Source organism: Chitinophaga sp. (assembly GCF_035538455.1).
GTDB lineage: Bacteria > Bacteroidota > Bacteroidia > Chitinophagales > Chitinophagaceae > Chitinophaga.
The window spans coordinates 1-26,025 of sequence record NZ_DATLKJ010000188.1; the positions used below are offsets into that span (position 1 = coordinate 1).

Annotated in this window: 19 protein-coding genes; 6 read left to right on the forward strand and 13 right to left on the reverse strand. The window is 47.8% G+C overall.

The annotated features are described in order from the left end of the window. The 5 genes from VM802_RS22580 to VM802_RS22600 all read right to left on the reverse strand — a co-directional run. The coding region (locus tag VM802_RS22580; protein WP_325534843.1) for a SusC/RagA family TonB-linked outer membrane protein at positions 1 to 2,908 on the reverse strand (2,908 nt) is incomplete at its 3' end. A 146-nt stretch (positions 2,909 to 3,054) separates the two neighbouring features. Beyond that, positions 3,055 to 3,552: a PH domain-containing protein gene (locus tag VM802_RS22585; protein WP_325534845.1), complete on the reverse strand. Its 498-nt coding sequence runs from the start codon at positions 3,550 to 3,552 to the stop codon at positions 3,055 to 3,057. Positions 3,553 to 3,592: 40 nt separating this feature from the next. Further along, on the reverse strand, positions 3,593 to 3,898 hold the full coding sequence (locus VM802_RS22590; RefSeq protein ID WP_325534847.1) for a thiamine-binding protein: 306 nt from the start codon (positions 3,896 to 3,898) through the stop codon (positions 3,593 to 3,595). A gap of 169 nt (positions 3,899 to 4,067) precedes the next feature. Beyond that, positions 4,068 to 4,862 carry an FkbM family methyltransferase gene (locus VM802_RS22595; protein ID WP_325534849.1) on the reverse strand — a complete coding sequence of 265 codons (795 nt, stop codon included), beginning with the start codon at positions 4,860 to 4,862 and terminating at the stop codon, positions 4,068 to 4,070. 47 nt (positions 4,863 to 4,909) lie between these two features. Beyond that, positions 4,910 to 6,442: a GNAT family N-acetyltransferase gene (locus VM802_RS22600; protein ID WP_325534851.1), complete on the reverse strand. Its 1,533-nt coding sequence runs from the start codon at positions 6,440 to 6,442 to the stop codon at positions 4,910 to 4,912. Positions 6,443 to 6,618: 176 nt separating this feature from the next. Here VM802_RS22600 and VM802_RS22605 point away from each other — a divergent pair, with 176 nt between their 5' ends. Next, the gene (locus VM802_RS22605; protein ID WP_325534853.1) at positions 6,619 to 7,824 is read left to right on the forward strand and encodes a glycosyltransferase; all 1,206 of its coding nucleotides are present in this window, start codon (positions 6,619 to 6,621) and stop codon (positions 7,822 to 7,824) included. Further along, complete coding sequence (locus VM802_RS22610; RefSeq protein ID WP_325534855.1) at positions 7,821 to 8,435, forward strand: acyltransferase; 615 nt, start codon at positions 7,821 to 7,823, stop codon at positions 8,433 to 8,435. Before VM802_RS22605 ends, VM802_RS22610 begins: the two co-directional genes overlap by 4 nt. Here VM802_RS22610 and VM802_RS22615 read toward each other — a convergent pair. Further along, positions 8,432 to 12,610: a PKD domain-containing protein gene (locus VM802_RS22615; protein ID WP_325534856.1), complete on the reverse strand. Its 4,179-nt coding sequence runs from the start codon at positions 12,608 to 12,610 to the stop codon at positions 8,432 to 8,434. The two genes, VM802_RS22610 and VM802_RS22615, sit on opposite strands and share 4 nt — an antisense overlap. 326 nt (positions 12,611 to 12,936) lie before the next feature. Here VM802_RS22615 and VM802_RS22620 point away from each other — a divergent pair, with 326 nt between their 5' ends. After that, entirely contained in the window at positions 12,937 to 14,274 is a 1,338-nt protein-coding gene (locus VM802_RS22620) for a lipopolysaccharide biosynthesis protein (RefSeq protein WP_325534858.1), read from the forward strand. Positions 14,275 to 14,284: 10 nt separating this feature from the next. Then, positions 14,285 to 15,133 (forward strand): beta-1,6-N-acetylglucosaminyltransferase, encoded by an 849-nt coding sequence (locus VM802_RS22625; RefSeq protein WP_325534860.1) that lies wholly within the window; start codon positions 14,285 to 14,287, stop codon positions 15,131 to 15,133. Positions 15,134 to 15,328: 195 nt separating this feature from the next. On the opposite strand, the gene VM802_RS22630 is transcribed toward VM802_RS22625, so the two are convergent. The 7 genes from VM802_RS22630 to VM802_RS22660 are packed head-to-tail and all read right to left on the reverse strand — an operon-like array spanning position 15,329 to position 22,847. After that, entirely contained in the window at positions 15,329 to 16,099 is a 771-nt protein-coding gene (locus VM802_RS22630) for a class I SAM-dependent methyltransferase (RefSeq protein WP_325534862.1), read from the reverse strand. A gap of 19 nt (positions 16,100 to 16,118) precedes the next feature. Beyond that, positions 16,119 to 17,246 carry a glycosyltransferase family 4 protein gene (locus tag VM802_RS22635; RefSeq protein WP_325534864.1) on the reverse strand — a complete coding sequence of 376 codons (1,128 nt, stop codon included), beginning with the start codon at positions 17,244 to 17,246 and terminating at the stop codon, positions 16,119 to 16,121. 1 nt (position 17,247) lies between these two features. Further along, positions 17,248 to 19,149, reverse strand: coding sequence for an asparagine synthase (glutamine-hydrolyzing) (gene asnB / locus VM802_RS22640; protein ID WP_325534866.1), 1,902 nt, complete (start codon positions 19,147 to 19,149; stop codon positions 17,248 to 17,250). Further along, a complete protein-coding gene (locus VM802_RS22645; protein ID WP_325534868.1) occupies positions 19,137 to 20,060 on the reverse strand; it encodes a glycosyltransferase family 2 protein in 924 nt (307 codons plus the stop codon). The genes asnB and VM802_RS22645 overlap by 13 nt, the downstream gene beginning before the upstream one ends. Next, positions 20,044 to 21,252 (reverse strand): glycosyltransferase family 2 protein, encoded by a 1,209-nt coding sequence (locus VM802_RS22650; RefSeq protein ID WP_325534870.1) that lies wholly within the window; start codon positions 21,250 to 21,252, stop codon positions 20,044 to 20,046. The genes VM802_RS22645 and VM802_RS22650 overlap by 17 nt, the downstream gene beginning before the upstream one ends. Beyond that, complete coding sequence (locus VM802_RS22655) at positions 21,252 to 22,403, reverse strand: sugar transferase (protein WP_325534872.1); 1,152 nt, start codon at positions 22,401 to 22,403, stop codon at positions 21,252 to 21,254. Before VM802_RS22655 ends, VM802_RS22650 begins: the two co-directional genes overlap by 1 nt. Positions 22,404 to 22,457: 54 nt before the next feature. After that, positions 22,458 to 22,847 (reverse strand): response regulator, encoded by a 390-nt coding sequence (locus VM802_RS22660; protein WP_325534874.1) that lies wholly within the window; start codon positions 22,845 to 22,847, stop codon positions 22,458 to 22,460. Between the two features lie 424 nt (positions 22,848 to 23,271). Between VM802_RS22660 and VM802_RS22665 the strand changes: the two genes are divergently transcribed. Continuing rightward, positions 23,272 to 24,456 carry a glycosyltransferase family 2 protein gene (locus VM802_RS22665; protein WP_325534876.1) on the forward strand — a complete coding sequence of 395 codons (1,185 nt, stop codon included), beginning with the start codon at positions 23,272 to 23,274 and terminating at the stop codon, positions 24,454 to 24,456. 392 nt (positions 24,457 to 24,848) lie between these two features. Beyond that, positions 24,849 to 26,025: carboxylesterase family protein (locus VM802_RS22670; RefSeq protein WP_325534878.1), on the forward strand; the 1,177-nt coding region annotated here is incomplete at its 3' end.

Here is a 26,025-nt window from a genome sequence, read left to right on the forward strand (position 1 = left end):
CCCACGATGCGTCTTCCACGAAGTTTTCGGTAACGCCGCGGTAGATATTGCGGTAATACCCGGCGCCATAGTTACGGCCATCAGGCCCCTTACCCTGCTGCAGGTACACCTCCTGTGTATTCGGCGTACCGTCTGCATATACACCGGGGATCAGCACTTTATCAAAACGATTGGCCGTAACTGCAGATTCTCCGAAGGCAGCCATGAAGTTAGCCAGCTGGTTATACTTCTTCACACCCTGGCGCGTATCAAACATAAATGATAAGCTCACTGGTCCGTAAGTAAAGGTATTGGTAATGCTTCCAATCCAGCGAGGCTGCGAATTACCCAGGTACTTCTTGTTACCGTTGATCACCGGAAAGCCGGCAAGACTACCCGTTTTATTGATCAGGATCGGCAGACCATTATCTATCTCGAGCGACTTGTCTGTACCCAGATCTTTATAATAGCGTTGGTAGCTCGTACCGAAAATGGCGCCCACCGGGTACCCAGGCAGGTATTTCATCACCGCGGTAGAACCAGCGTAACCGAATTGATCACCCACCGTCACTTCTGTCAGCCCTTTGCCAAGGCTAAGTACCTCATTGCGGTTGGAGGAAAAGTTGATGCGGGCATCCCAGGAGAATTTTTGCTGGCTGATGATCGTGCCATTCAACGCAATCTCTACCCCCCGGTTGCGGATAGAACCGGCGTTCGTATAAAGCTCTTCGTAACCGGTAGCATTAGACAATTTCACCGGAATAAGCAGGTCAGTGCTCTTGGAGGTATACCAGGTAAAGTCAACGCCTAAACGATTACGAAGGAAGCGCAGCTCAGTACCCACTTCAAACGTATTGGTGAACTCCGGTTTCAGGTTGGGATCACCGCGGCGGTCAGCCCTTGTCCAGCCGATAACAGAATTGTCAATCGGACCACCGGTAAGCGACGTGTAGCCATAACCCGTATTATAAGGGGTGGCGTCCTTTCCTATCCTGGCCCACGAGATGCGCAACTTGCCATAAGACAACACCGTCTCCGGAATCTTAAACTGTTCGGTAAAAAGATAAGCCACACTTACAGAGGGGTAAAAGAAAACCCGGTTGTTTACCGGCAGCGTGGACGAAATATCGGTTCTGCCTGTGAGGGTCAGGTATAACCAGCGGTCCCAGTTGAGTGTCCAGTCCCCGAAAACACCCATCAGGTAATAGTTCTCGAGATACTGACTGGAAACCACCTTCTTCGCGTTCTGCATAATAAGGAGATCAGGAATATCCAACGTATCGCCTTCAGTAGAAAGGCGTTTCAATTTCCGGCCGAATACATCATGCCCCAGCTTGAGGTCTGAGGTAAGATGTGAACCAATCTTATTCTTAAAGTTGAGAATCAGCGTAGAGCTGAGGGAAGTTTTGCGGAGCGAATATTCATTGACAAAGCCCAAACCGTTGTCCGATGTAGCGGGATGCTCACCTACCGTCCCTTTCGGACCTTCCGCAGAATGATTGCGCCCATCAGTATAGTGATCAGTGCCGGCCCGGTAGATGACATCCAGCCATTTAAAGGGCGACCACGTAAAATTCACATTACCGATAATACGGTTCACATTATCTTCGAAGCGGTTGCTGTACTGAATGTACATGGGATTATCGGTGGTACCGTATGTCTGCTGGGTACCGTCGGATTTGATGTAGTCCCGCAGGTTCCAGCGAGGCGACCAGTAAATGAGCTGCTCCCCGTAGCGGTCCGCATTGGCGCGGTTACCGCCCGAGTTGATGTAATTAAGGGTGACGCCCATTTTGAATTTGTCACTGAAGCGGATGTTGCCGTTTACGAAAGCAGAATAATTCTTATAGTTGCTGAAAGGAATAATACCGTTCTGGTTGAACTGGGATAACGATGCCGCATATACGACTTTTTCTGTCCCCCCGCTGATACCCAGCGTGTTGCGGAACTGACTGCCCGTATTGTATGCCTGCCTGTAGTTATTATATAACGCTGCCGGATGCGAGGGGTCCAGTTTGCGGGCTTCCTCCACAGCAGGTCCCCATGCCGGCCAGAAACTCTGGTTATCATAGAGGCCATTGTTGCCCTGGCTGTATGTACTTTGCACATCAGGGGTCTTGCCCACTTTATCGAAGCCGGCACTAGTGGTAAAGTCTACCTTCACCCTGCCCGCCTTACCGGATTTGGTAGTGATGATCACCGCGCCGCTGGCGGCACGCAAACCGTATAATGCGGTCGCTGCGCCTCCCTTCAGGATATTGATGCTTTCAATATCATCAGGATTGATGTCAGCCGCACGGTTGCTCATCCCCCTGCTGTCGGCATTGCCGGTGGTATATGTTTCATTATCAATGGTAATCCCATCTATAACGAAGAGCGGCTGGTTATCACGGGAAGGATCAAGTGAATTGATACCACGGATGATAATCCGGGAACCCTGCCCCGGCGCACCGCCGGTACTGGAGATCTGTACGCCGGCGGCCTTGCCCTGAAGCGCGTTCACTACGTTAGACTGTTTCGACTGTACAAGATCGGCGCCGGATACCTCCTGAACGGCATATCCGAGAGCGCGTTTCTCTTTGCGTATACCCATAGCCGTTACCACCACCTGATCGAGGTTACGGGTGTCAGGCTGCAATGTAATGTCGAGGGTTGCCTGGTCGCCGGCAACCGCTTCCTGTGGCAGGAAGCCAACAAAACTAAACACCAATACTGTCTTGCTATCGGGAACGGTTATACGGTAACTGCCGTCTACTCCGGTGGCTGTTCCCTGTTTATGTCCCTTCACCTGGATGGTGACACCGGGAAGAGGTTCGTGAGTGGCCGCAGCTGTTACGCGGCCGGTAAGAATACGGGAATGGGTCTGGGCGTTAAGTAGGTGTGGAAGTAACAGGAACGCGCACACTACCGCCAGTGTAATCGACTTCATGGCGTTTAGATTTTGGTATTGAAGAATAAAAACAATTTACTTCAATTAAAATCTAATGTCAAGGGGCTCGCAAAGAACGTAAAGGGAGCAAAGACACAAAAATCCTTTGCGTCTTTGCTCCCTTTGCATTCTTTGCGGGAAAAAAACTATCCAGGTACGTTAATGATACTATTCACATACCTGATAAAATGTTCTGCGTTTGAAGGACTGATCAGCCATTTCCTGTAGGAAGACTCAATCAGCACCATGCTGTCCTTGTTAGTACACCAACGCTGGTATTTGCCAATCTCACTGGAGTGATAGGTACCGAGGTAGCCAAAGAGGCCCCCCATTCCTGCCATCCGGCTGCCGCTACCCAGTTCTTCTTCCGTGATGCTCTTCAGTCTTACAATATCCGTCATCGGAATTGTAATGGACATCAACGGTCTCTTGATCAGGATGGCGCCCGCTTCAATTTTATAATAGCGCGGGCTGAGGCACCAGGCTACCACAATGGCAGGCACCAGTACAAACAGCAACATAGTCGTGGCAATCGCATCATGGGATATATCTGTGATCTGCCGGCATGACATCAGCAGCGTGAGAACGATACACAGATGGGTTACAATTTTTGACGTGTCGTCCAGCCTTGCGTTATATCGCATAAGTCCTGTCCTTTTTATATGCTAAAAAATAATTCACCGGTTAATCGTTATCATGATCATACTTTCCTGTCTTTTCCTCTATCGTTACATCCTCATCTTTCCTGATCTGCATTTTTATATAAACCAGTAACTGAGAAGCACCTGCCTTGAAACATACCTCCTGTGTTTTCTTCACAATCTCCATCAACTCATCATAGGTACCTTCCATCACCGTTTCAAATGGGCATACCCTGTATTTTACACCTGAATCTTTTATCACCGCGATAGCTTCGTCTACTACCGCGTATACCTGTTCTGAAGGTACAGAAGGGAGAATCTGAAGGGCTAGATTAATCTTTTTATTCATCTGTTGTTCTTTTTATCTTTACCTGATTATCAGCTAAATACAATACTTTCCTACATCAACACTTCAAATAAATCATGCATTTCATCCTGTCTGAGACCGTTAAAATAGATGGCCGTGTGCCATTTTATTTAAACCAACACAACAATCAATCCACACATCATACTCATAATCAAATCTTTGTTGCAAGATAATTGTATTGGTCAATCCTGGTGAAAGTGAAATCTGCTAATGTGCGTAGCTTATCATTTACCGTATCGTCGCCCTCATAACGTTCAAAGATAATCCTTAGATTTTTAGCAGCTGCAATAAACTTTCGCGCACCTTCAAGTACCTCCGTTTCCATTCCCTCCACATCCAGTTTTACAATCAGCTGGCTGTTGAGGTCAAGCCCCAGTTCCGGCACCAAATCATCCAATCGTTCAATCGGGATATTCCCTCCTTCCATGTTACGGTCAACATAACTCGAACCCGTTACGGTACTCATCACATTAAATGACACCTTCTCCTGCTTATTACCTAACCCGCACGCATATACTTTTATTTTGTCCTCCACCCGGTTCAACCGGATATTTTCGCGGACCGCCTCATGATTCACCGGCTCAAATGCCACACAAGGCACCCCCTGCGTAGCCAGCCATACATCATACTCCCCGATGCAGGCCCCTATGTCAATAAACCCATCCAGCTTTCTCGCACCCACCTGCTCCTTCAGGTAATCGCGAACCAGCTTTTCATAAGCGTAATTAATAAACTGAAAATCAGTTGTACCACTTCGGATATTGAAACTTCCCATTGCAGATTTCGCCTTCCAGCCACCGTATGTAGGCTTATTCAACAATACCATTCTGAGGGAAGCACTCAATGATTTCCAGTCGTTGTACCGGATATACTCTCTGAAGTAAGCAAGATACTGTCCGTACTTGGACCAGTTCTTCCAGGAGGGATAATAGGCCTGATCTTTCATGATGCGGGTTGTTGGGATTTAAGTATAAATAAAAAGAACGCTTTACGTTACGCTTGTCTATCAGCCCCTTTCCATTTCACTTCGTACAGATCTTTTCGTATATCCTTCATCGTTTGTACGCTACCGAAAGCATGCAGCTCTTTCAGCAACACCAGGTCAACATCTGCCACTACCACCATTTCGGTATTGGGCGTAGACTCCGCCTTAACGCCGGTAACCGGAAAGGCAAAGTCCGAAGGGGTGAACACACAGGACTGCGCATACTGCAAGTCCATGTTATTTACTTTGGGGAGGTTTCCCACGCTTCCGGCAATTGCTACATAACATTCGTTCTCAATAGCCCTTGCCTGTGCGCAGAAACGCACCCGGTTATAAGCATGCTGGGTATCTGTCATAAACGGTACAAAAAGGATCTGCATTCCCTGCTCGGCAAGTATACGGCTGGGCTCCGGGAATTCCACGTCATAGCAGATCTGGATACCCACTTTACCGCAATCCGTATCAAAGACCCGGATATCTTGTCCGCCTTTGATACCCCAGGCAGATACTTCGCCCGGTGTCGGATGCATCTTGATGTATTGTTCATAGGTACCATCGCGGCGACAGAGATACGATATATTGTATAGCACCTCATCTATCACGATCGGCATGCTGCCCGAGATAATATTTACATTGTAAGATACGGCATGCTCCTGTAATTTCTCGCGTATTCTGCTGGTATATTTTGCAACACCCCTGATTGCCCCCGCCGGATCCAGCTGATTAAACTCTCCCATCAACGGCGCATTGAACAACTCCGGGAATACCACGAAGTCCGAACCGTAATCACTCACCGCATCAATAAAGTATTCTACCTGGTCCAGGAAACTGTCAATACTGACATAATCCCGCATCTGCCACTGCACCAGCCCTATGCGCACCGTAGATTTATTATATCGGATCGTATCACTGTCCTTCTCATAATAGATATTGAACCATTGCAGCAACGTAGCAAAACCCTTGGACGCCTCATCATTCGGCAGATAATTTTTGAGAATCTTCTTCACCAGGAAGTCATTAGAAAACTGGAAGGTCAATGTCGGGTCATAGATCTCCTTGTCCTGCACCTTTTCAATATATTCCCTTGGCGACATCCGGTCTGCATATTTTTCATAATTCGGTATACGCCCTCCGGCAACAATACCCTCCAGGTTCAGCTGCTCACAAAGCGTTTTGCGTGCATCGTACAACCTCCGCGCCAGGCGCTTCCCCCGGTAATCCGGATGCACAAACACCTCTATGCCATACAACGTATCCCCTTTGGGATTATGCGTACTGAATGTATAGTAACCGGTTATCTGTTCATAGGTATGATTGTCCCCGAATGTATCGTAGTCCACAATAATCGCCAGCGCACAGCCTACTACCTTACCATTAACAGTAACCGCTATCTGCCCTTCCGGGAAAAGACTGATCAGCCGCTTCAGCGTAGGCTCCCGCCAATAACTGCCCGCCATATCCGGATAGGCCTCCACCATAGATTCTTTCAGATCAAAATAATCTTCCGCAGTGAGGTTCCTTATTTCTACTGTTTCTGACATATGGTTAATTTTCAAATGCTTAAAGTGAAGGAATAGTACAGTCCATTTTCATTTATTCAATAATATCGTTTTTTTTTAGTTAGTTTGCATTTAAATTATTCTCAGCAGAAATTTGACCATACCCCGCGAAATCCCGGCACTTATCAATTTCATCATTAATCGTATTGCAAACTACTGTGCCACTGATTCAAAACAGAGACATCGTAATCATCGGACTGCAGCAATGGTATACCGGCATTGGCAGCAATTGTAAAAATATTGCCCTGGAATTCGCCCGGCACAACCGCGTATTGTATGTCAATTCCCCGCTCGACCGGAACACCATCCGCATGCAGAAAGACGATCCGTATGTACAATATCACCTGAACGCATTATCCGGCAAAGAAAAGGCTATCGTGCCACTGGGACCCAACCTCTGGAACTTTTATCCTTCCGCAATACTTGAGTCTATCAACTGGATACCTTTTACCAGCGTATTCTCCCGGCTCAACCGGATCAATAACCGCCGCTTCGCCACCAGCATTGCCGCCGCTATCCGGGAAATGGGATTTAAAGACGTGATCCTGTTCAACGACAACGATATTTTTCGCGGATATTACATGAAAGAAATGCTGCAACCAGCCAGCTATGTATATTACAGCCGCGATTACCTGCTGGGGGTGGATTACTGGCGCAAACACGGACAGCAACTGGAACCCAGGCACATAGCGAAAGCCGATGCCGCCGTCGCCAACTCCCTTTACCTCGCCGACATGCTGCGACAGTATAATCCCAACAGCTTCTACGTAGGCCAGGGATGCGATCTGCAACTGTTTGATCCTGCCCGGAAACATGAACATCCCGCAGATGTACCTCAAGGTAAAGGCCCCGTTATAGGTTATGTGGGCGCACTCAAAGCACTGAGGCTGGATATTGATACGCTCGTTAATATCGCAACTTCACGGCCCGGCTGGCAACTGGTACTCACCGGCCCTGAAGACGATGCCTTCAAAGCCTCGCCCCTTCACCAGTTACCGAATGTGCACTTCACCGGCAAGAAAGAAGTACATCAACTGCCAGACTACATCCAGTCCTTTGATGTCTGCCTGAATCCGCAAGTGATCAATCCGGTAACCATTGGCAACTACCCACTGAAAATTGATGAATACCTGGCAATGGGCAAACCAGTAGTAGCCACCGCCACCAAAACGATGGAACTGTTCAGGGATCATGTATACCTCGCAGCTTCCCCCGAAGAATATGTGCCGTTGATAGAGAAGGCATTACTGGAAAACACACCTGCCCTGGAAACCGCACGCATACAGTTCGCCAGCGGACATACCTGGGAGAATTCAGTAGCAGCTATCTACGAAGCAATTTTAACAACATCCGGCAGATCATGAGTATCAAAGAAAAAATAAAACAACATCCGGGACTGAAACGTCTCAGCCTGTACCTGCTCATGCCTGAAAACCAGGCCCGCCCCCGTACCTGGGTACGCTGGTTCATAAATCCTTTCGTACACCCAAAAGGCAAAGGCTCCCTGATCAGACGCCGTACCCGGATGGACGTGCTGCCTTTTAATACGTTCAGGCTTGGCCGTTATTCCACTATAGAAGATTTTGCTACCATAAATAATGGTATGGGCGCCGTGATCATCGGCGACAATACCCGCATCGGTATCGGGAATGTAGTGATAGGCCCCGTAACAATCGGGAACAATGTGATATTTGCACAGAACATCGTGTTGTCAGGATTAAACCACGGTTATACAGATCCGGAAGTACCTATATCCCTGCAACCCTGCAGTACGGCACAGATCATCGTGGAAGATGACTGCTGGGTAGGCGCCAACAGTGTGATCACCGCAGGCGTACGTATCGGTAAACATGCCGTGGTGGCAGGCGGCAGCGTAGTCACCAAAGATGTGCCACCCTATACAGTAGTCGCAGGCAACCCCGCGAAAGTGATCCGCCGCTATAATACCACCACAGGCCAATGGGAACGGGTTTAACCACCCACCTTCACAAAGCGCCTGATCCAGTGAAGATCCTCCCCCGTTATCTCCATAAAGTACAGTCCATTGGGGAATCGTGATACATCGATATCTGCCTGCAACATATTACTGAAAGAATATTTTGTATCATAACAGGGTTTCCCATGCACATCGTAGATCCTTACGTTGATCGTCTGATTGCCGTCCCGTACCACCGTAAGCCTCGCCGAGGTACGCACCGGGTTCGGTGCCAGTGAGATAGAGTCTCCGTTGTGGATCAACGTCCGCAATACAGTAACATTAAATACAACCGAACCAGTAGCCTGCTTATCATCCGTAACAGTAAGACGGAAACTGTAACTACCCTCCTGCAACCTGGTGATCAGCGTTCTCGCTCCGCCCGGTGTGGCAATGAAAGCCTGCGCCGGACCACTCAGCTGCGTCCACTGATACTGCCGGATGTTGCCGTCAGTATCATAAGAACCGCCTCCGTCCGCAGAAAGAAAAGTTGTAGGTAACTGTACCGTATTGTCAGCATGCACCACCGCTACCGGAGGACGGTTCTCTCCCGGCGCATCGGTAACCGTTACGGTTACACGTGCTGATGAAGTCGCATTCTTATCATCTGTTACCGTTAGTTCAAATACATAGGTACCCACAACCAGTCCGGTCACCGCTGTCGTAGCCGACGACGGCGTTCCAATGCTCTCCCCGGCCGGACCGCTCACTTTACTCCAACTCCACCCTGTAATCGTCCCATCAGGATCTGCCGAGGCGCTGCCGTACAGCTGCACGCTGCTCACCGGTAACTGGATACTGACATTGGTACCCGCATTGGCTACCGGTGGTTTATTCGCAGCCGGATTAACGGTAACGGTTACGCGTGCAGACGCTGTCGCATTCTTGTCATCTGTTACCGTTAGTTCAAATACATAAGTACCTGCTACTAATCCGGTCACCGCTGTTGTAGCCGACAAAGGCGTACCAATGCTCTCCCCGGCCGGACCACTCACTTTACTCCAACTCCATTTTGTAATCGTCCCATCAGGATCTGCCGACGCGCTGCCGTCCAGCTGCACGCTGCTCACCGGTAACTGAATATTGATATTGGCGCCGGCGTTAGCTACCGGCGGCTTGTTACCTGCCACTGTAACGGTAACCGTTACACGTGCAGACGCAGTAGCATTCTTATCATCTGTTACCGTTAGTTCAAATACATAAGTACCCGCTACCAATCCGGTCACCGCTGTCATAGCCGATGACGGCGTACCAATGCTCTCCCCGGCCGGACCACTCACTTTACTCCAACTCCATTTTGTAATCGTCCCGTCAGGATCTGCCGAAGCGCTGCCGTCCAGCTGCACGTTGCTCACCGGCAGCTGAACATTGATATTGGCGCCGGCATTAGCTACCGGCGGTTTATTACCTGCCGCTGCAACGGTTACGGTTACACGTGCAGACGAGGTAGCATTCTTATCATCTGTTACCGTCAGTTCAAACACATAGATACCTGCTACCAGTCCGGTCACTGCTGTCTTGGAAGAGGAAGGTGTACCGATACTTTCTCCTGCCGGACCACTCACCTTACCCCAGTTCCATTTGGCAATGGTACCATCAGGATCTGTCGAGGCGCTGCCGTCCAGTTGCACGCTGTTCACCGGTAACTGTATATTAATATTGGTACCGGCATTGGCTACCGGTGGTTTATTCGCAGCCGGATTAACAGTAACGGTTACACGATCTGAAGCAGTAGCATTCTGTGAATCTGTCACCGTCAGCTCATATATATAGGTACCGGCTACCAGGCCGGTTACAGAAGTCTTGGCTGCAAGCGGGGTTAAAATATTATCCCCCGCCGGACCCGATATTTTTTTCCAGGAATATGTTTTCAGCGTACCGCTTTGTGCGCGGGATGCAGAACCATCCAGCAACACATCGCTTACCGGCAGCGTAATAGTTACATCACTCCCGGCGTTGGCAATGGGCGGCAAAGGTGTCGTAACGTCTTTATATTCAAAGGCGCCCACATCATATTTACCCTGCTGCGGCCGGGGCGTATAATCATAGTCCGTTGCCAGACTGAAGCCCGACATATCCCTCCCGCTGTTCACCGCACGCGATGTCGCCACCAGGTGAAAATCGTGGGCCGCAGCATTCACAAAGCCAGCTGTATCCTTTCCGGGGATACAGATGTTATTGGATGCCGTGAGCAGAATGGGCTTATCCCCTTTTATATACATACCCTTATCAGGGTAATCGAATGCCGTACCTTTCTCTATCAACAGGTTATTATACACCTGATGACCAATAGGAGTCAGATAAGCGAATATCTTGATAGCATTTTTATTGCTGTCGGCATTGACGATGGTATTATTGTAGATGATAGCTGCCGGAGGAGGAAACTGCGCGTAAGTAGTATTGTCGGGGATCTTGTCAGAGACGTTGATGCCCTCGTAGAAAATATCAGAGATAACATTATTATACACTTCACTCACACCGGAACCAAATACAGTAACGCCAGGCATATATCCGCCGGAAATGTAGTTGTTATATACCTTCATGGCGCTGCCGGAACCAAGCAGAATACCATATCCATGTGCTGAGTTTTTGGCAGTGGCATAATTTACCAGCCTGTTGTTGAACACGCGGTTATCGCCGTTCTTGGCCATGGCAATCTGGATACCGTCACTGCCGATATTTTCGAGGTCGTTGTCATATACCCACAGGTTCTCAATCCAGTGAGAACGCATGTCAGTACACGTGCCTTCCGTCCAGTAGTAATGGGTATTGCCGATATAGAAGCCCTCCCACGCCGAGTTGCGCGCTTTGATGTTGTGGATTTTTACATTCTTCATCACGAAGTTGCCTTCCAGGTATTGTGGAGCGGCGCAGGTCTGTAATGTTTTGGCCTGCAACAGGATACCACCGTCGTGTATATAAAGATGGTGCACATCAAAGTCGGAGCTGCCGGAACCCAGCACAATGCCAAAGATCTTAAGGCCCGTAATATTCGTACCATTGAGGTCGAAGCCATATTCATAATTGGGATCGCCGCTGCCACTTATCTCAATGAAGCGGCACGTAGCGGCGTTGAACACGGCTGCTGTGCCCTGGTTGCGGACACCCAGCTTTACCTGTCCGCCGCAATTGGTGATCACAATAGGTTTGGCAGCCGTTCCCAGCAGGTTACCCAGGTGAATGTATTCGTACTCCCCCGCAGGAATACAAAGCGTATCCCCCGGATTAACGCCAAGCGTCTTCATCGCATCGGGATAATACATTTCAGCACGGCCATTTGCAGAGTTAGTAACAGGAACGGTTATACGCTTCCCTGCAGTAGGCTGCGGCGCGCCCCCGCCCCCCTTGGTATACTGGAGCATCCATTCGTATACATTCATACCATTTTCACGGTACGTAGGATTATAAGCCTGGGTCCAGGCGTCATGCCCGGATGCATTAAAGATAGTCAGCTTCGCAGCGGGATTAGGTACCGGTGTACGGTTGTTGATCATCTTCACCCAATCGATCGAAAACTGCGGATCTGCATTGGGATCTACTTTATTATGCAACGCCCATACCGGTGTGTTGTCGGCGGCAATGTTGTTCGCCAGCGTAATGTCTGGTTTATAGTAACCACACACCACTACGGCTGCAGCAAATGCCTTTGCGGCACTTGGATTTTCGGAGATCGCACCCCAGGTCTCACCACCACCCATACTCAGGCCGGTAAGGTAAATACGGTTAGTATCAATATCGTAGCGCGACAACAGATAGTCCTTGAATTTGATAGCATCCGCTGCCCCCGGCCAGGAATAAAACTGCGGGGCAATGACAATAAAGGAATACTGCTGATTGTTGACCGTGAATGACGTCGGAAACTGGTTCTGCGAAATGTAGTTGGGCAAACCATTCCTGAGAACACCCGATAAAGGAGTACCGGTATTGGCCAACTCCCCTGCTCCATGAAAGAACAGGATCAACGGGTATTTTTTCCCACTGCCATACGTATAACCGGCAGGAAGATATTCGTAATATCCTTTGATATTGGACATAGAAGCAACACTGAAAGACTTTGGGGTAAGTTGCCCGTAGCTTTGCAATGAGCAGCACGACAATATCATAATCACAGTAAGGACCAGGCGGAGCATCCTATTGTGCATGCTACGCCCTTGCAATAGTTTCTGGTTCTTCATACAGGTAAATATGGCTTGATCAACAGCTGCTTATATGGCTGTCAACATAATTCTCTTCTTTAAAACCTCTGGAACACTGATGGTATATGACACACAAAGAAAATCTTTTTTCTTCATACATAAATAAATTTTTTCATATATATACATTCTATGAATAAAGTATTAAAAAATATCATATGTATGTATCTGTAGAAAGATTTATTACAAGTAAGGGTTTCAGAAAAAATTTAAAAAAAAAGAATTACCTTCGCATTTATACTCCTTCTCTGGAAGTTGGCCTCATCCTATAAAAGACCATGATTTCAAGACGATTGTAAAAATTGATCATGGCGTTTAAAGTACTATCAGTGTTCCGTAACAGGCATTTTCACTCCCTGCTGGGAAATGTGATCATGGCGTTCTTTAATGTTCTTTCCTTCGCATTACTGGTAAGACTATTATCACTGGATGCATTTGGTGAATGGGTGCTTTTCCTGGCTACTTATAATATATTAGACCAGGTACGCACAGCCCTGCTGCAATCCGGCATCATTAAATTCAGTTCCGGCGTTGACGAAACCACCAGCAGACAAGTTACCGGCGCCGCCTGGTACATTTCCATCATCCTGACAGTTACGTATATACTATTATCTTTCGCTGTATATTTTATTGCGTATAATCATTTCAGTGAAACCTGGCACTTCTTTATCGGCTGGCTGGGGATACTTACCTTATTATCCCTCCCGTTCAACTTCGCCAGCTGGGTATTGCAGGCTGCTCACCGGTTCGACAAAATCGTACAGATACGCTTCATGCAAAACGGTTCCTTCCTGGTCTTCCTGGGCGTTCTTTTCCTGCTGAAACAGATCAACCTTCACAACGTACTGTATGCTTATGCGCTTTCTTTCCTTGTTACCAGTCTTTATTGCATGGCCTTCCGCTGGACACAGCTCAGCACCATCGCGGTAAAAACAAAGACGCATGCACTGCAGCTATACCGCTTCGGCAGACTCATCGTAGGTAGTATGGCATCCAACGCATTGCTGAATTATTCCGACAACCTCGTATTACGTACAATGCTGAGCCCCGCGGCAGTAGCTATTTACAGCATCCCGCAGAAGTTCATGGAAGTGATCGAGATCATACTGCGCAGCTTTGTAGCCACCTCCCAGCCCACGCTTTCATCCGCCGCCAATCAACATGATTGGGCGGGCGTATCCAGGGCATTCTGTCGCTACACCGGCACTGTCACCATTATCATCATGCCCTTCGTAATCGGGTTACTGCTCTTCACCAAGCCACTGATCTATATCCTGGCCGACGAGGCATACCTCCCGGCTACCGATATTGTGAGGATATTCCTGCTGTCTGCCATCCTCTATCCTATTGATCGTTTCATCGGCGTAACGCTGGATATGATCAACAGACCGCTGATCAACTTCTACAAGAACCTCCTGAAATTAATATTGAACATTGCACTGGATATTTTGCTGGTATTGCTGTTTAAAGATATACGCTCGGTTGCGATCGCCTCTTCACTGAACCTGCTGTTCGCAGTAGTATTCGGATATTATTTCCTCCGGCAGTCGCTCCCCATCAGCATCCGCGAAATATGGCAGTACGGATGGCTGGAGTGCAGACAGATCATAACAAGGCTGAGATCAGGAAGATTGCAGTACAAATAATGTTTATCGCATGAAACTCGCATTCATTATACTCTGTCACAAAAATCCGCAGCAGCTCTGCAGATTGCTGCGCAAGCTCTATCATCCCAATATAGACTGCTACGTACATCTCGATGCCAAAGCCAACATCAACGAATGGCTGGAAGCAATGGAGCTTCCGCAGGTTTACTTTCTCAGTAACCGGGTGAGCGTAAATTGGGCCGGCTATGGCACTATACAGGCATCGCTTAACGGTATTGCCGCCGTACTGGATTCGGGCCGGCACTACGGCTACCTGCACCTCATCAGCGCGCAGGACTACCCACTGGTAGATGCCACCACGATATACGAATATTTTGCCTCCCGCCCGGACAAACAGTTCCTCGATCTGCTGCCACCGGAAGACCTGAACAAGATGATGACCAAAATTACATCCTGGCATTTTGAAGATCTCCATATGCCAGGGAAGTACCGCGTTGCACGGATACTGAACAAACTCCTTCCCAAACGCAGGCACCCCATGCGCATGAAAGTATACGGCGGCTCGCTCTGGTGGAGTCTGACGCAGGACTGCGCGGCATGGTGCCTCGACTACGTCAGGAAACATCCCAAGCTGGAACGCTTCTATAAATATACCTGGGGCGGCGATGAATTTATTTACCAGACCATCATCATGAACAGCCCGTTCAAAGACAGCGTAGAAAACAACTACCTGCGCTACATCGATTGGTCTGAAGGCAACGCCCATCCCAAAACCTTTACCATGGAAGACCTTCCTGCTATATTGCAATCAGGGCAACTGCTCGCACGCAAGTTCGATATGGAGAAATACCCCGCATTGCTGGATAGCATCGATGAAACCCGGACTGTAATTCTGTGACGATGGTGTAAGGTTTTTCTGTACTAAGACACTAAGCGTCAACCAAGGATCAAAGCCCACTCAAAGCCCTGTTAAAAGCGCACTAAGGATAAAAAAAATAAGGAACCCGATCCATACAAGCAGGATCGGGTTCCTTATTATTATTTCATTTTTTTAATCCTCACAGGTCAGCACCACCATTCAAATTATCATGAATCACAGTCCTGCTTTCTTCCACAGTGTATTAAATCCACCGGTAAAACCATAAGGCAACAACTCTGCAACCTGACAATCAAGTGTTTGCAGGAACTTTACTCTCTTGGTAACGATGGAAAACGGGAATACGTCTTCTACAAAATTCGTCTTTGCAAATCTCACAATCTCAAAGTCACTGGCTTGGGCAAGATCCCGGAGATCCCTGCGGGTAAAAAACTGTACGTGGTCCAGGTTATCGGCCTGTGACTGTGCTGTAGTACCATTGAAGCCCAGCGCTTTCTTTACTTTATTGATAGAGTTCCATAATCCCGGGTTATTGCGGGCCTTGAGCATGGGGCGTGTTACGCATAGTTCCCTGGGACCGTTGCCATTGGGAACAGTTACCACCAGCAACCCATTGTCTTTCAATGAAGCATGGATGGTATGCAGCAGTTTCTCCGGATGATCGAGGTGTTCCAATACCTCGCTGCATATGACGGCATCATATCTCTCACCCTGGGCAGTAAGCGCTTCAGCACTGATGGCCTCGAACCTTACATTGGGGAGCTTATTACGCTGATTAGCCACCGCGATCGTCTTCTCACTAATATCAATGCCCAGCACATCATAACCAAACTGACCCAGGTGACGGCTGATTACGCCGTTCCCACAACCTACATCCAGCACACGGCCACCGGCAGGAATATATCTCTGCAGGCTGTCTGTAATGAAGTTGAGCCTTTTTATATCCGTGATCCTGTTGTACTCGTAGGTGATCGCTGTCTTTGTCATATCGATGATAATAAAATAATTAATGCTTGTACAGTTGCCGGTATACGGCAGCAATTTTTTCTGTCATAGATGCCACACTGAAATGCTCCGTAACAACAGTTCTCGCACGCAGTTGCAGACGTTGCCGCAAAGCATGGTCAGTAGCCAGTTTGATAAGAGCCACTGTCAATGCCTCATCGTTTTCGGATGGAATAAGCCAGCCGCTTTCATCGTGTGCTACTGCTTCGCGGGTACCGTCTACATCAGTAGCGATCACCGCTTTGCCCATTGCCATAGCTTCCAGCACGCCTATCGGAAAGCCTTCCCATAAAGACGGCAGGCAATATATATCTGCGGCGTGCAGCACAGCCGGTACATCCTGGCGGAATCCGCCAAAGATCACCTTTGATACAATACCAAGTTGCACTGCGGTACTTACCGCCTCTTCTTTCAGCTCTCCATCACCAATCATGAGCAATCTCATATTGGGGACTTCTTTCACCGCCGCTGCAAAAGCCCTTATCATTCCAACAGGATTCTTTTGAAGGGTCATGCGCGCGATGCTGCACACCACCACTTCATCTTTTCCGATACCATATTCCTGGCGCAGATCGGCATGTGGAACAGCCGGATCAAACTTGTGCAGATTGATACCATTCCTCACCACCACGCTCCGGAAGCGGTTAAACGCCTTAAGCCCCGTTTGCCGGTTGGATTCAGAAACACAGATGTTCATCTGTGTCTTTCCCGTAATAAACTTCTCAGCTGCAATACGCAACCGCTTAGCCATAGGATGCAGCCCTTCATGAAAAGACCATCCGTGAATGGTATATACCACTGGAAGACGCAGGCTGCGCGCAGCCCACAGCACATTGGTATTAGCCCTGGTGCCATGCACATGCACAACATCTATCTGCTGCGCTTTAATAAATTGCTTTACTTTCTTCCAAACACTGATGTCAAACGCTTTCTCACTGTCGATCACATACGCCGGCACCTTCATTTGCTGCAACGCCGTAATCATAGGTCCGTCTGTAAAAGAGAGCACGATCGGCTCAAACGCGCTCCTGTCCAGCGACGCCACAAGGTCGAGCACATGACTCTCTCCCCCGCCGATCTTTCCCTGGCGGATGGTTTCGAGTACTCTTATTCTGCCGTTGCTGCCCATACTATAATTTTTCAATCCAGCGGCTGTACCACAATTGGAACACCAACATGTTCCAGAGCTTCTGGTGGCTTACTTTTCCGCCGGAGAGATAGTTGTTTAAAAGTTCTGTAACATGTGGAACGTTGAACAGGCCGGTTTTAGCAAGCCTCTCTGGTCCAAGGTAATACTGCATCTGCTCTTTCAGCTCATCACGGAACCATTCCTGCAAAGGCGCTATGAACGGACGCTTAGGACGTTCCATCAAGGTGCGTGGAATATACTTATGTACGATGGTTTTGAGTATATACTTGTTGATACCATCCTTCGTTTTCAGCGATGCCGGCACCTGCGCAAGGAATTCCACCAGCCGGTGATCCAGCATGGGCTCACGGCCTTCAATGCTTACAGACATAGTAGCACGGTCTACCTTCACCAGGTTATTGTCTACCAGGAATGTCTTGTAATCAACGGCCAACAAGCGGTTCAGCGGATCGTTCATATCATCCAGCTCACCGTTCATGTCAAAATTAGTACGGTAGCCAGCTGCAGGGGATGCTGTATAGTAATCCACTTCCTTCTCTGTCAGATACTGGCTGATATATTTCAGCGCGTGCTGCGACTTACCACTGGCCCATATCAGCTTCATCTTCTCATAACGGGAAGCGAAGTTGTATTGCTTATTAAAATACGGGATGTTCTCTGGCGCCACGGCAGACATAGCTGCGCTAAGCGTCCTTTGTATACCGCGCGGAATACGGCTTGTATAACGCAATGATTGATTAAACTTATTGTAACCGGCAAACAGTTCATCACCGCCGTCTGCAGAGAGTACCACTTTCACTTCTTTGGCTGCGAACCTGCTCACAAGCGTAGTAGGCACGGTAGAGTTATCAGCAAAAGGCTCGTCGTATATTTCAGGCAGCAGCTCCAGCACATCTTTAGCGTCTGATGCGCCTACGATCCATTCATAGTGCTCAGTACCCAGATGCCGGGCAATTTTCTTAGCCTCGCGGGATTCATCCCACTGCTGTTCCTTATAACCGATCGTAAATGTTTTAATACGGTAGGAAGTATCTGCCTGCAACAGAGCCGCCACGCTCGCACTGTCGTAGCCGCCGCTGAGGAACACCCCCACCGGTACATCAGCCACCATACGGTAGTTGTAGGCACTGTGCATCAACTCTTCAGTGTAATTGATCACTTCCAGCTCTGAAAGCTTTGTCAGCGGCTGACGATACGCACTCATCACATTCCAGTACTCCTTCTCCTCCACACTGCTGCGTTGTATATTAATCTTCAGCAGATGACCAGGCGTCAGTTTATGGGTGTGCTTATAAATAGTGTATGGCGCCGGAATGTAACTGTACTGCAGGAAGAGCGAAAGGCTCCTTTCATCGATCTCCTTTTTGAAAGCGGGATGCTCACAGATGCCTTTCAGCTCAGAAGCGAAGAGCAGCGTACCTTCGTGCCAGTAGTAATACAATGGCTTTACACCCGCGCGATCGCGTATCAATGTAACTTCACCGCTTTCTTTGTTGTAGATCGCGATGGCGAACATACCGATACATTTATCAAGGATCTTCTCCTGCCACTGGGCATAGCCTTTCAGCAGCACTTCCGTATCGGAGCCTGAAAAGAAGCTGTGGCCGAGCTTTTCCAGCTCAGACCTGATCTCTTTGAAATTATATATCTCACCATTGAAGATGATCGAATAATTGCCGTAATGCATAGGCTGATGCCCTGAAGCGGAAAGGTCCAGGATAGAAAGACGACGTTGTCCCAGCCCTACTGCGGCGCCCGGATGATCGATCACCTCATAGCCAGCATCATTGGGGCCCCTGTGGGCCATTACATCCGTCATCCTTTTCAGGATACCGGTATCTGATTTCCTGGTAAAATCAATAAACCCTGCTATGCCACACATATATTACCTGGTTTTGGATTTTTAAGATTCCAGAAGATACCGTTCCAGAATGCTTTCATATGAACGGTTTCACGTTTCAATAAAAACTGTACGGTGTTCTTCGGGATGGTAAGGAAAATAAAATAGCAGGTGAAGAACAGTCTGGCCGGCAATTTTACATTCCTGCGCATGAACAGAATCCTGTTGCGCGTGATATAATAAGTTTTCAACGGGCTGTTCTTTCCCGTTGTCATTGATTCTTTATGGTATATCAGTGATTTGTACTGATAATAGATCTTATACCCGTGTTTCTTGAACTGCTCGCACCAATCGAATTCTTCGTAGTATAAAAAGTATACTTCGGGCATCAGGCCAACTTTCTCCACCGCCGCGGCGGATACCATCATGGCGCCGCCGTGTGCATAATGTGTTTCAGCAAGCATATCATATTGCCCGTTGTCCTGTTCGCGGCAGCCGATCATACTGTTGCGACCAGTCAGCATATCCACAGCATGGTAGCCGGCGTATTCGATAGTGCCTTTATGAAAGAAGTAATGAAACTTCGGGCTTACTACACCGGCATCGGGATGTTGCCTGAATACTTCCAGCAATCCTTCAATGAGCCCTTCTGTAAATTCAGTATCGTTGTTCACCAGGAAGAAATACTCGCCTGTGGCGGCTTTAATACCAAGATTATTACCTCCCGCGAATCCCAGATTGGTATCGCTGAGGATAATCTTTGCAGACGGATATATTTTCTTCACGGCTGCTTCGGGATTTTCGCGGGACGCATTATCCACTACGATCACTTCCAGGTTGGAATAGCTGATCCGGTGCAGGGAGGCCATCAGCTCACAGGTTACAGCAGTGTTGTTGTAATTGACCGTGACGATGGATACCCTCGGCTGGTATGTATTATTTCCTTGCGGCATCTAACAGTGGATTATCAATACTCTCCTGGGTATGTTTGGTGTGAATGAATGTTTTGTCGGCGCCTTTGAGGCGGAACAGCAATCGTACCATAATACCGATAGCCCTGGGAATGGTAATGATGGCGGTAAGCAGATAACGGCGGTAGAATTTTACCGGTATCGGCAACATCAGACTGAGCGCATTGAGACCGAAAAGTACCGCCCAGGCGCTATAAGGGATGGCCGTGTACTGCCGCAGCAAAAAAGCCAGTAAGACGCAGCCTGAGAGAGCTGCCTGCAGTAGCATCCTCGGCAGTAGTGCATTCTGGCATACTGCCAGGTTGAAGTAGTTGACGTCACCTTTAAGCAGGGCCGCCCAGCCTTTCTTCCAGAACATCCGCAGATAAACCAACTGGCTGGACATCCAGCGCTTACGCTGATTTTCGAAAACAGCGGCATGTGCAATCTTTTCATCATACACGTAGGCATCTTCGAGATAACAGATGGTATGGCCTTTCTGCAATATGAGCAGCTGCAATACCTTATCAAAACCACCGGTAGACTGGATCTCCTGCATCACCTCCTTTATCATGGGATAATGAAAGGCCATGCCTGAACCGATCACCGACGAAGAAAGTCTCAATGCGTTGGCGCCTTTGCGGTAGATATGATTGGCAATAATCTCATTGGCCGCATCCAGTATCGCAAAGGGCGTATTCAGATTCTTAGCAACACGCTGTCCCTGAATGGCATACTCGCCGGATTGAAAAGCGTGATTGATCTTCAACAGAAAATCTGTCTCGAGTATATTGTCTGCATCACAGATCAGTGCAAGGTCGTAGCCATCGCCCAGTTCTGTGAATGCCGCATTGAGCGATTTCGCCTTGGTGCTTTTGTCGAAGGAAACAGGCAGCACTCTTGCCCCCGTAGAAGCAAGGCGCGCTACCGTCTCCTTCTGAAGCGAGTCTGCGATTACCACCACTTCAAACTGTGTAGCAGGGTAACGCAACCGGTTATAACTTTTCACGGTAGACAGGATAATGCTGTCTTCCTTATAGGCCGGTATCAATATGGCAATCCTGCAGAACTGATCTGTGCCTTCATGTGGGATCTTTCTCTTCCGTGCTATTCGTCCTGCTACAGATAACACCAGGTTGTACAATACACATCCGGCCAGGTAAGCAAACAATATCCACTCTATAATTGTCAACATCAAACATTATCTTTTTGTACAAGCGCAAAAGGTGTGTTCATGATTAGCCATATATCATACCTGAAAGAACGTTTATTGGCATAGTTGATGTCGAGATCAATCCTCTCCTTTACAGACATATCTTTCTTTCCACGCTTGCTAACCTGCCACAGGCCCGTGATACCGGCGGGTGCGAGGAATCGTTCCACCCATTCGTCGGTTGTCAGGGAAGTGGCTTCATATAATGGAAGGGGGCGGTTGCCTACAAGCGACATATCCCCTTTCAATACGTTGAGCAGCTGGGGCAGTTCATCCAGGCTGGTATTGCGCAGGAAGTGTCCCAGTTTTGTGATACGGGGATCGTTGGATACCTTGAAAAATACAGGGCCGTCTTTGCTGCCGTCATACTGGTTCAGGTGTTTAAGCTGCTGCAGTTTCTTGTCCGCATCCGGGATCATGGTGCGGAACTTGTAGAATTTAAAGATACGGTAGTTCCGGCCTGCCCGTTTGGCGGCGTAGAAGATCGGCCCTTTTGATTCCAGGCGTATCAGCGCGGCAATAACCAGCATCACAGGGCTCAGTAAAAGAAGGCCCATTCCCGCAAGGAATATGTCCATTGATCTTTTCAGAAGGTTACTATATGTTCTTCCGTTGTATTTTATTTTCTCGGCAGATTTCTTCACAGGTACCACTCTCATCCTTTTAAACTTGCTTACCACGGTAACTTTACCTGCAAGCATATCCCAGCTGCTGCTGTCGATCACATCATCAATAAAACGGTACCGCTGGGTAAGTGAGGTGAGATTATCTGACATCGCATCCGTATATATAAAGAACGGAATGGTATTCAGGAACTGGTGCGTGGAGAAATAGGTTTCCCATACTTTCAGAGCGGGCTCATAACTGCTTTGATACCGATATATGATCACAGCTGGTATCTTCTTGAATACGTGTTGCAACTGATGTATCACTTTACGTGCATCTTCTGTATCCTCGGCCACCACATAACTGAACTGCTCATTACTTTCAGGCATATCATGGGGTGCATTTCCAACAAACAGAACAATACTTTCGGGGTGCAGGCTCACACGGTAAGTATTGGTCGTACCGCGTTCTACGTACGTACCCTTAATACTTTTGACCTGGAGCAGATTCGGAGTCAATGTGTTCATATATCAGTGGATTAGTAGTGTATCTGGTGTTAATTACATGACAACATATTATTGCTATACGAGTACAGTCAGTTGACCATTGAGGATATACTCAACTTTTCCCATGAGCTGCATGGGGTCAAATGGCTTCTGTAATACTTCCCTTACGTTTGTGTATGCACCATGCAGATCACGCGTTTTGTCTGCAAAGAATCCGGATAATACAATCACCGGAATATCCTGGTACAGGCGGCTCCCCGCCAGATAATCAAGCAGCTCCCATCCGTCAATATTAGGCATCTGCAGATCTGTGATGATCAGATCCGGTCTGTTGCCTTTTGACAACCACGTCATCGCACCTAATCCGTCCGGTGCAGAAATTACTGTATACTCATGACCTAATATTGCTTCCAGCAAATATCTCATTGGCATACTATCGTCTATTATCAATATTTTCTTTTTCATTACCTTCTTTTCAAACAATTTAAAACTGTCAATTGCTGGGCGTCATGCATACATGATGCATCTTCCCGAAGGCTTTAAATGGGATGTGGTCAAGTGATTAATTGCGGGTAAGCAATTCTGCGGTCGTTTCAGTGGATATGACTAGAGAGAGGCGGTTTTTCTTTTTGCTGGCCGTAACAGCCATCAGAAATTGTCCTTCTTTATTACGGCGACAAAAATATACTTTTCCTTTTATCACATTTCTTTTTTTTGGTAAACGACAACTTTTTGGGGGTAAGTGTTAGAATTTCTACTGTAAACGGATTATGAGTTGCGATAAATCTGCATTGCTGCAAAAACTATCTGTTTTTTTATTACCTGCTTAATCAAATTATAATATTTTTGTGCACGCAATGAATGGAATTGCCCCACAAACACTTTCTCTATGTCAATCTGGTATTGGATCTTCTGGCTTAGTATTTTTATCGTGTGTTACAGTTATGCAGGATACGGCGTGCTGCTGTATTTTATCGTTCGTATGAAACGTTTGCTGCAAGGTCGCAACAGGCAAGCTCAGCGTGAGTTTCTGCCGGAAGTTACTTTCCTTGTGGCTGCATATAATGAAGAAGATTTCATTGCAAAAAAAATCTCCAACACGCTGGCCTTATCGTATCCGTCGGATAAAATAAAGATCATTTTTGTGACAGACGGATCAACAGATAATACCCATCATATCATTCAGCAATATCCCGCCATACAGCTGCTGCACGAGCCTGCGCGCCGGGGAAAGATGGCTGCAGTGAACCGCGCTATGCAACAGGTACGTACCCCTTTCGTTGTTGTAACAGATGCTAACACACTGCTGAATAAAGACGCAGTATTACTGCTGATGCAGCATTTTGCAGATGACAAGGTTGGCGCAGTAGCCGGTGAGAAAAAAGTAATGGCCGGAGAAGGCGGCGCAGAAGCGCAGGGTGAAGGTATGTACTGGAAATATGAATCTGCACTGAAAAAGTGGGATGCAGAACTATACAGCGTTATGGGCGCGGCCGGTGAACTGATCGCCATTCGTACGGCCCTCTATGAAGCGCAGCCGGAAGATACCATCCTGGATGATTTCATGATCTCTTTCAAAATAAATATGAAAGGCTACACAGTGATGTATGAACCTGCCGCCTACGCGATGGAATCAGCATCCGCTTCCCTCGCAGAAGAATACAAACGCAAGGTCAGAATCAGCGCAGGCGGTTATCAGTCCATGGGCCGGCTGCTGCCTTTACTGAACCCTTTCAACTATCCGGAGATTACCTGGCAATATATTTCACACCGTGTGCTGCGCTGGACGCTTGCTCCGTTATGCTTGCTGCTGGCGGTTATTAGTAATATAGTAATAATCATAATTGATGGTAGATCAACATATGTTACAACAGGGATCCTGCAGTTGTGCTTCTATCTTGCTGCGTTGACAGGTTATGTGCTCGCACGCCGACAGACAAAAGCAAAATATTTTTACGTTCCTTTCTATTTTGTTTTCATGAACGTCGCCGTATATGCCGGCTGCATCAGGTTTTTCAGAAAGAAACAATCTGCAGTATGGGAACGCGCACAACGAAGCACTGCATTACAATAACTTTCGTTCGTTCACTTTCTCATCTGTCATTTACCGGGCAAACAAATGCGTTTACTAAATAATAACCGCCGTTTACCCAAAAAGATGGAACAATAATAAAACTGTTGATTACCTTAGCGCCTGATACAGATATTGACTGATTAATAATAGAATAAGATTGTTATCAGCACAATGGTTCGGGAACAACGGGCAGTTAATTATTAATTAGCGCCCTTTTGCATTGCCAGCCCTATCCTTCCAAAACCGCAACAGGACTGTATTCCATCCTGCACTAATTTTTACCATCTCCTCTGAACTACATTAGCTTCCGGTATCCGGAACTCTGTCGATTTTTCAATTATTCTGAAACCGGTAACGGTGACAGATATAAAATATATTTATACTCTACTCCCATGATCAGAACTTTACACTTCCTGTTTTTTTTCCTGGTCTGCAGCCTTTGTTGCTTTACCATACCGGGGCAGGCACAGACGGCGCTGAATCCCAGCGATCCGGTGGTCACTTATAACAGCAATAATCCTCCTGCTGCCCCAGTCTATGAGAAAATCACAAAATGGGTGAGAACAGTGAGAATGAGCTATAACACCGATGCCTATAAATGCTACATTTATAAGAACATGGCGTTCCGTCTGAAGTTTCCGAAAACTTATGTACCAGGTACCAACGACGGTAAGAAATATCCCATCTATCTGTTCTTTCATGGCGTAGGAGAAAAAGGCACAATTTACGACAACGAGTATCAGCTGTTATGGGGCGGTCAAACCTTCCTGAACGCGGTGAATGCTGGTACCTTTGACGGCTACCTGATCTATCCGCAAAGCCAGGGTGGATACTGGGGCGCCAATGATTACGATAATCTGAAAGAACTGGTTGACTCAATTGTTACTTCCGCCAAAGGCGATCCTGACCGCTTATCCGTAAACGGCCTTTCCGGCGGTGGATGGGGTACCTGGGAATTTACCATGCGTTATCCTCAGCTGACAGCCTCTTTTCTGCCAATGAGCGCAGCTGCGATCAGCTATATGGATAGCACCGCCCTTTACAAATACACACCGTTATGGCTCTTCCAGGGTGGCCTTGATGGCAACCCTGCACCTTATACCACTAACCAGGTGGTCGGCGCTATTCAGGCAGTGGGTGGCAACGTGAAGCTCACCACATATCCGAATGATTCCCACAACACCTGGCAGGATGCATGGAAAGAACCGGACTTTATTCCGTTCATGTTGCGGGCCAACAGGCTGAATCCTTATGCACTCTTCGGCTCCACTGTGTTTTGCCCCGGCGATACTATCACGGTAGGTATAGCACCGAAGTATCTGCAATATGAATGGCAGAAAGATGGCGTTACCATTCCCGGAGCTACGTCGAACTCCGTGAAAGTAACAGTTCCGGGCGCTTACCGGGTAAGAGGCCAGTTATCGACCGGATGGACCGGATGGTCGCCTACACCTGTTACCATCAGCTACAGACCATCTACTCCCGCTGCGGTGATTACCACCACTCCTGCGCTGGTCAGCAACGTACTTCCCGCTCCCGATGGTACTACCAGCGTCACTATGAACGTTC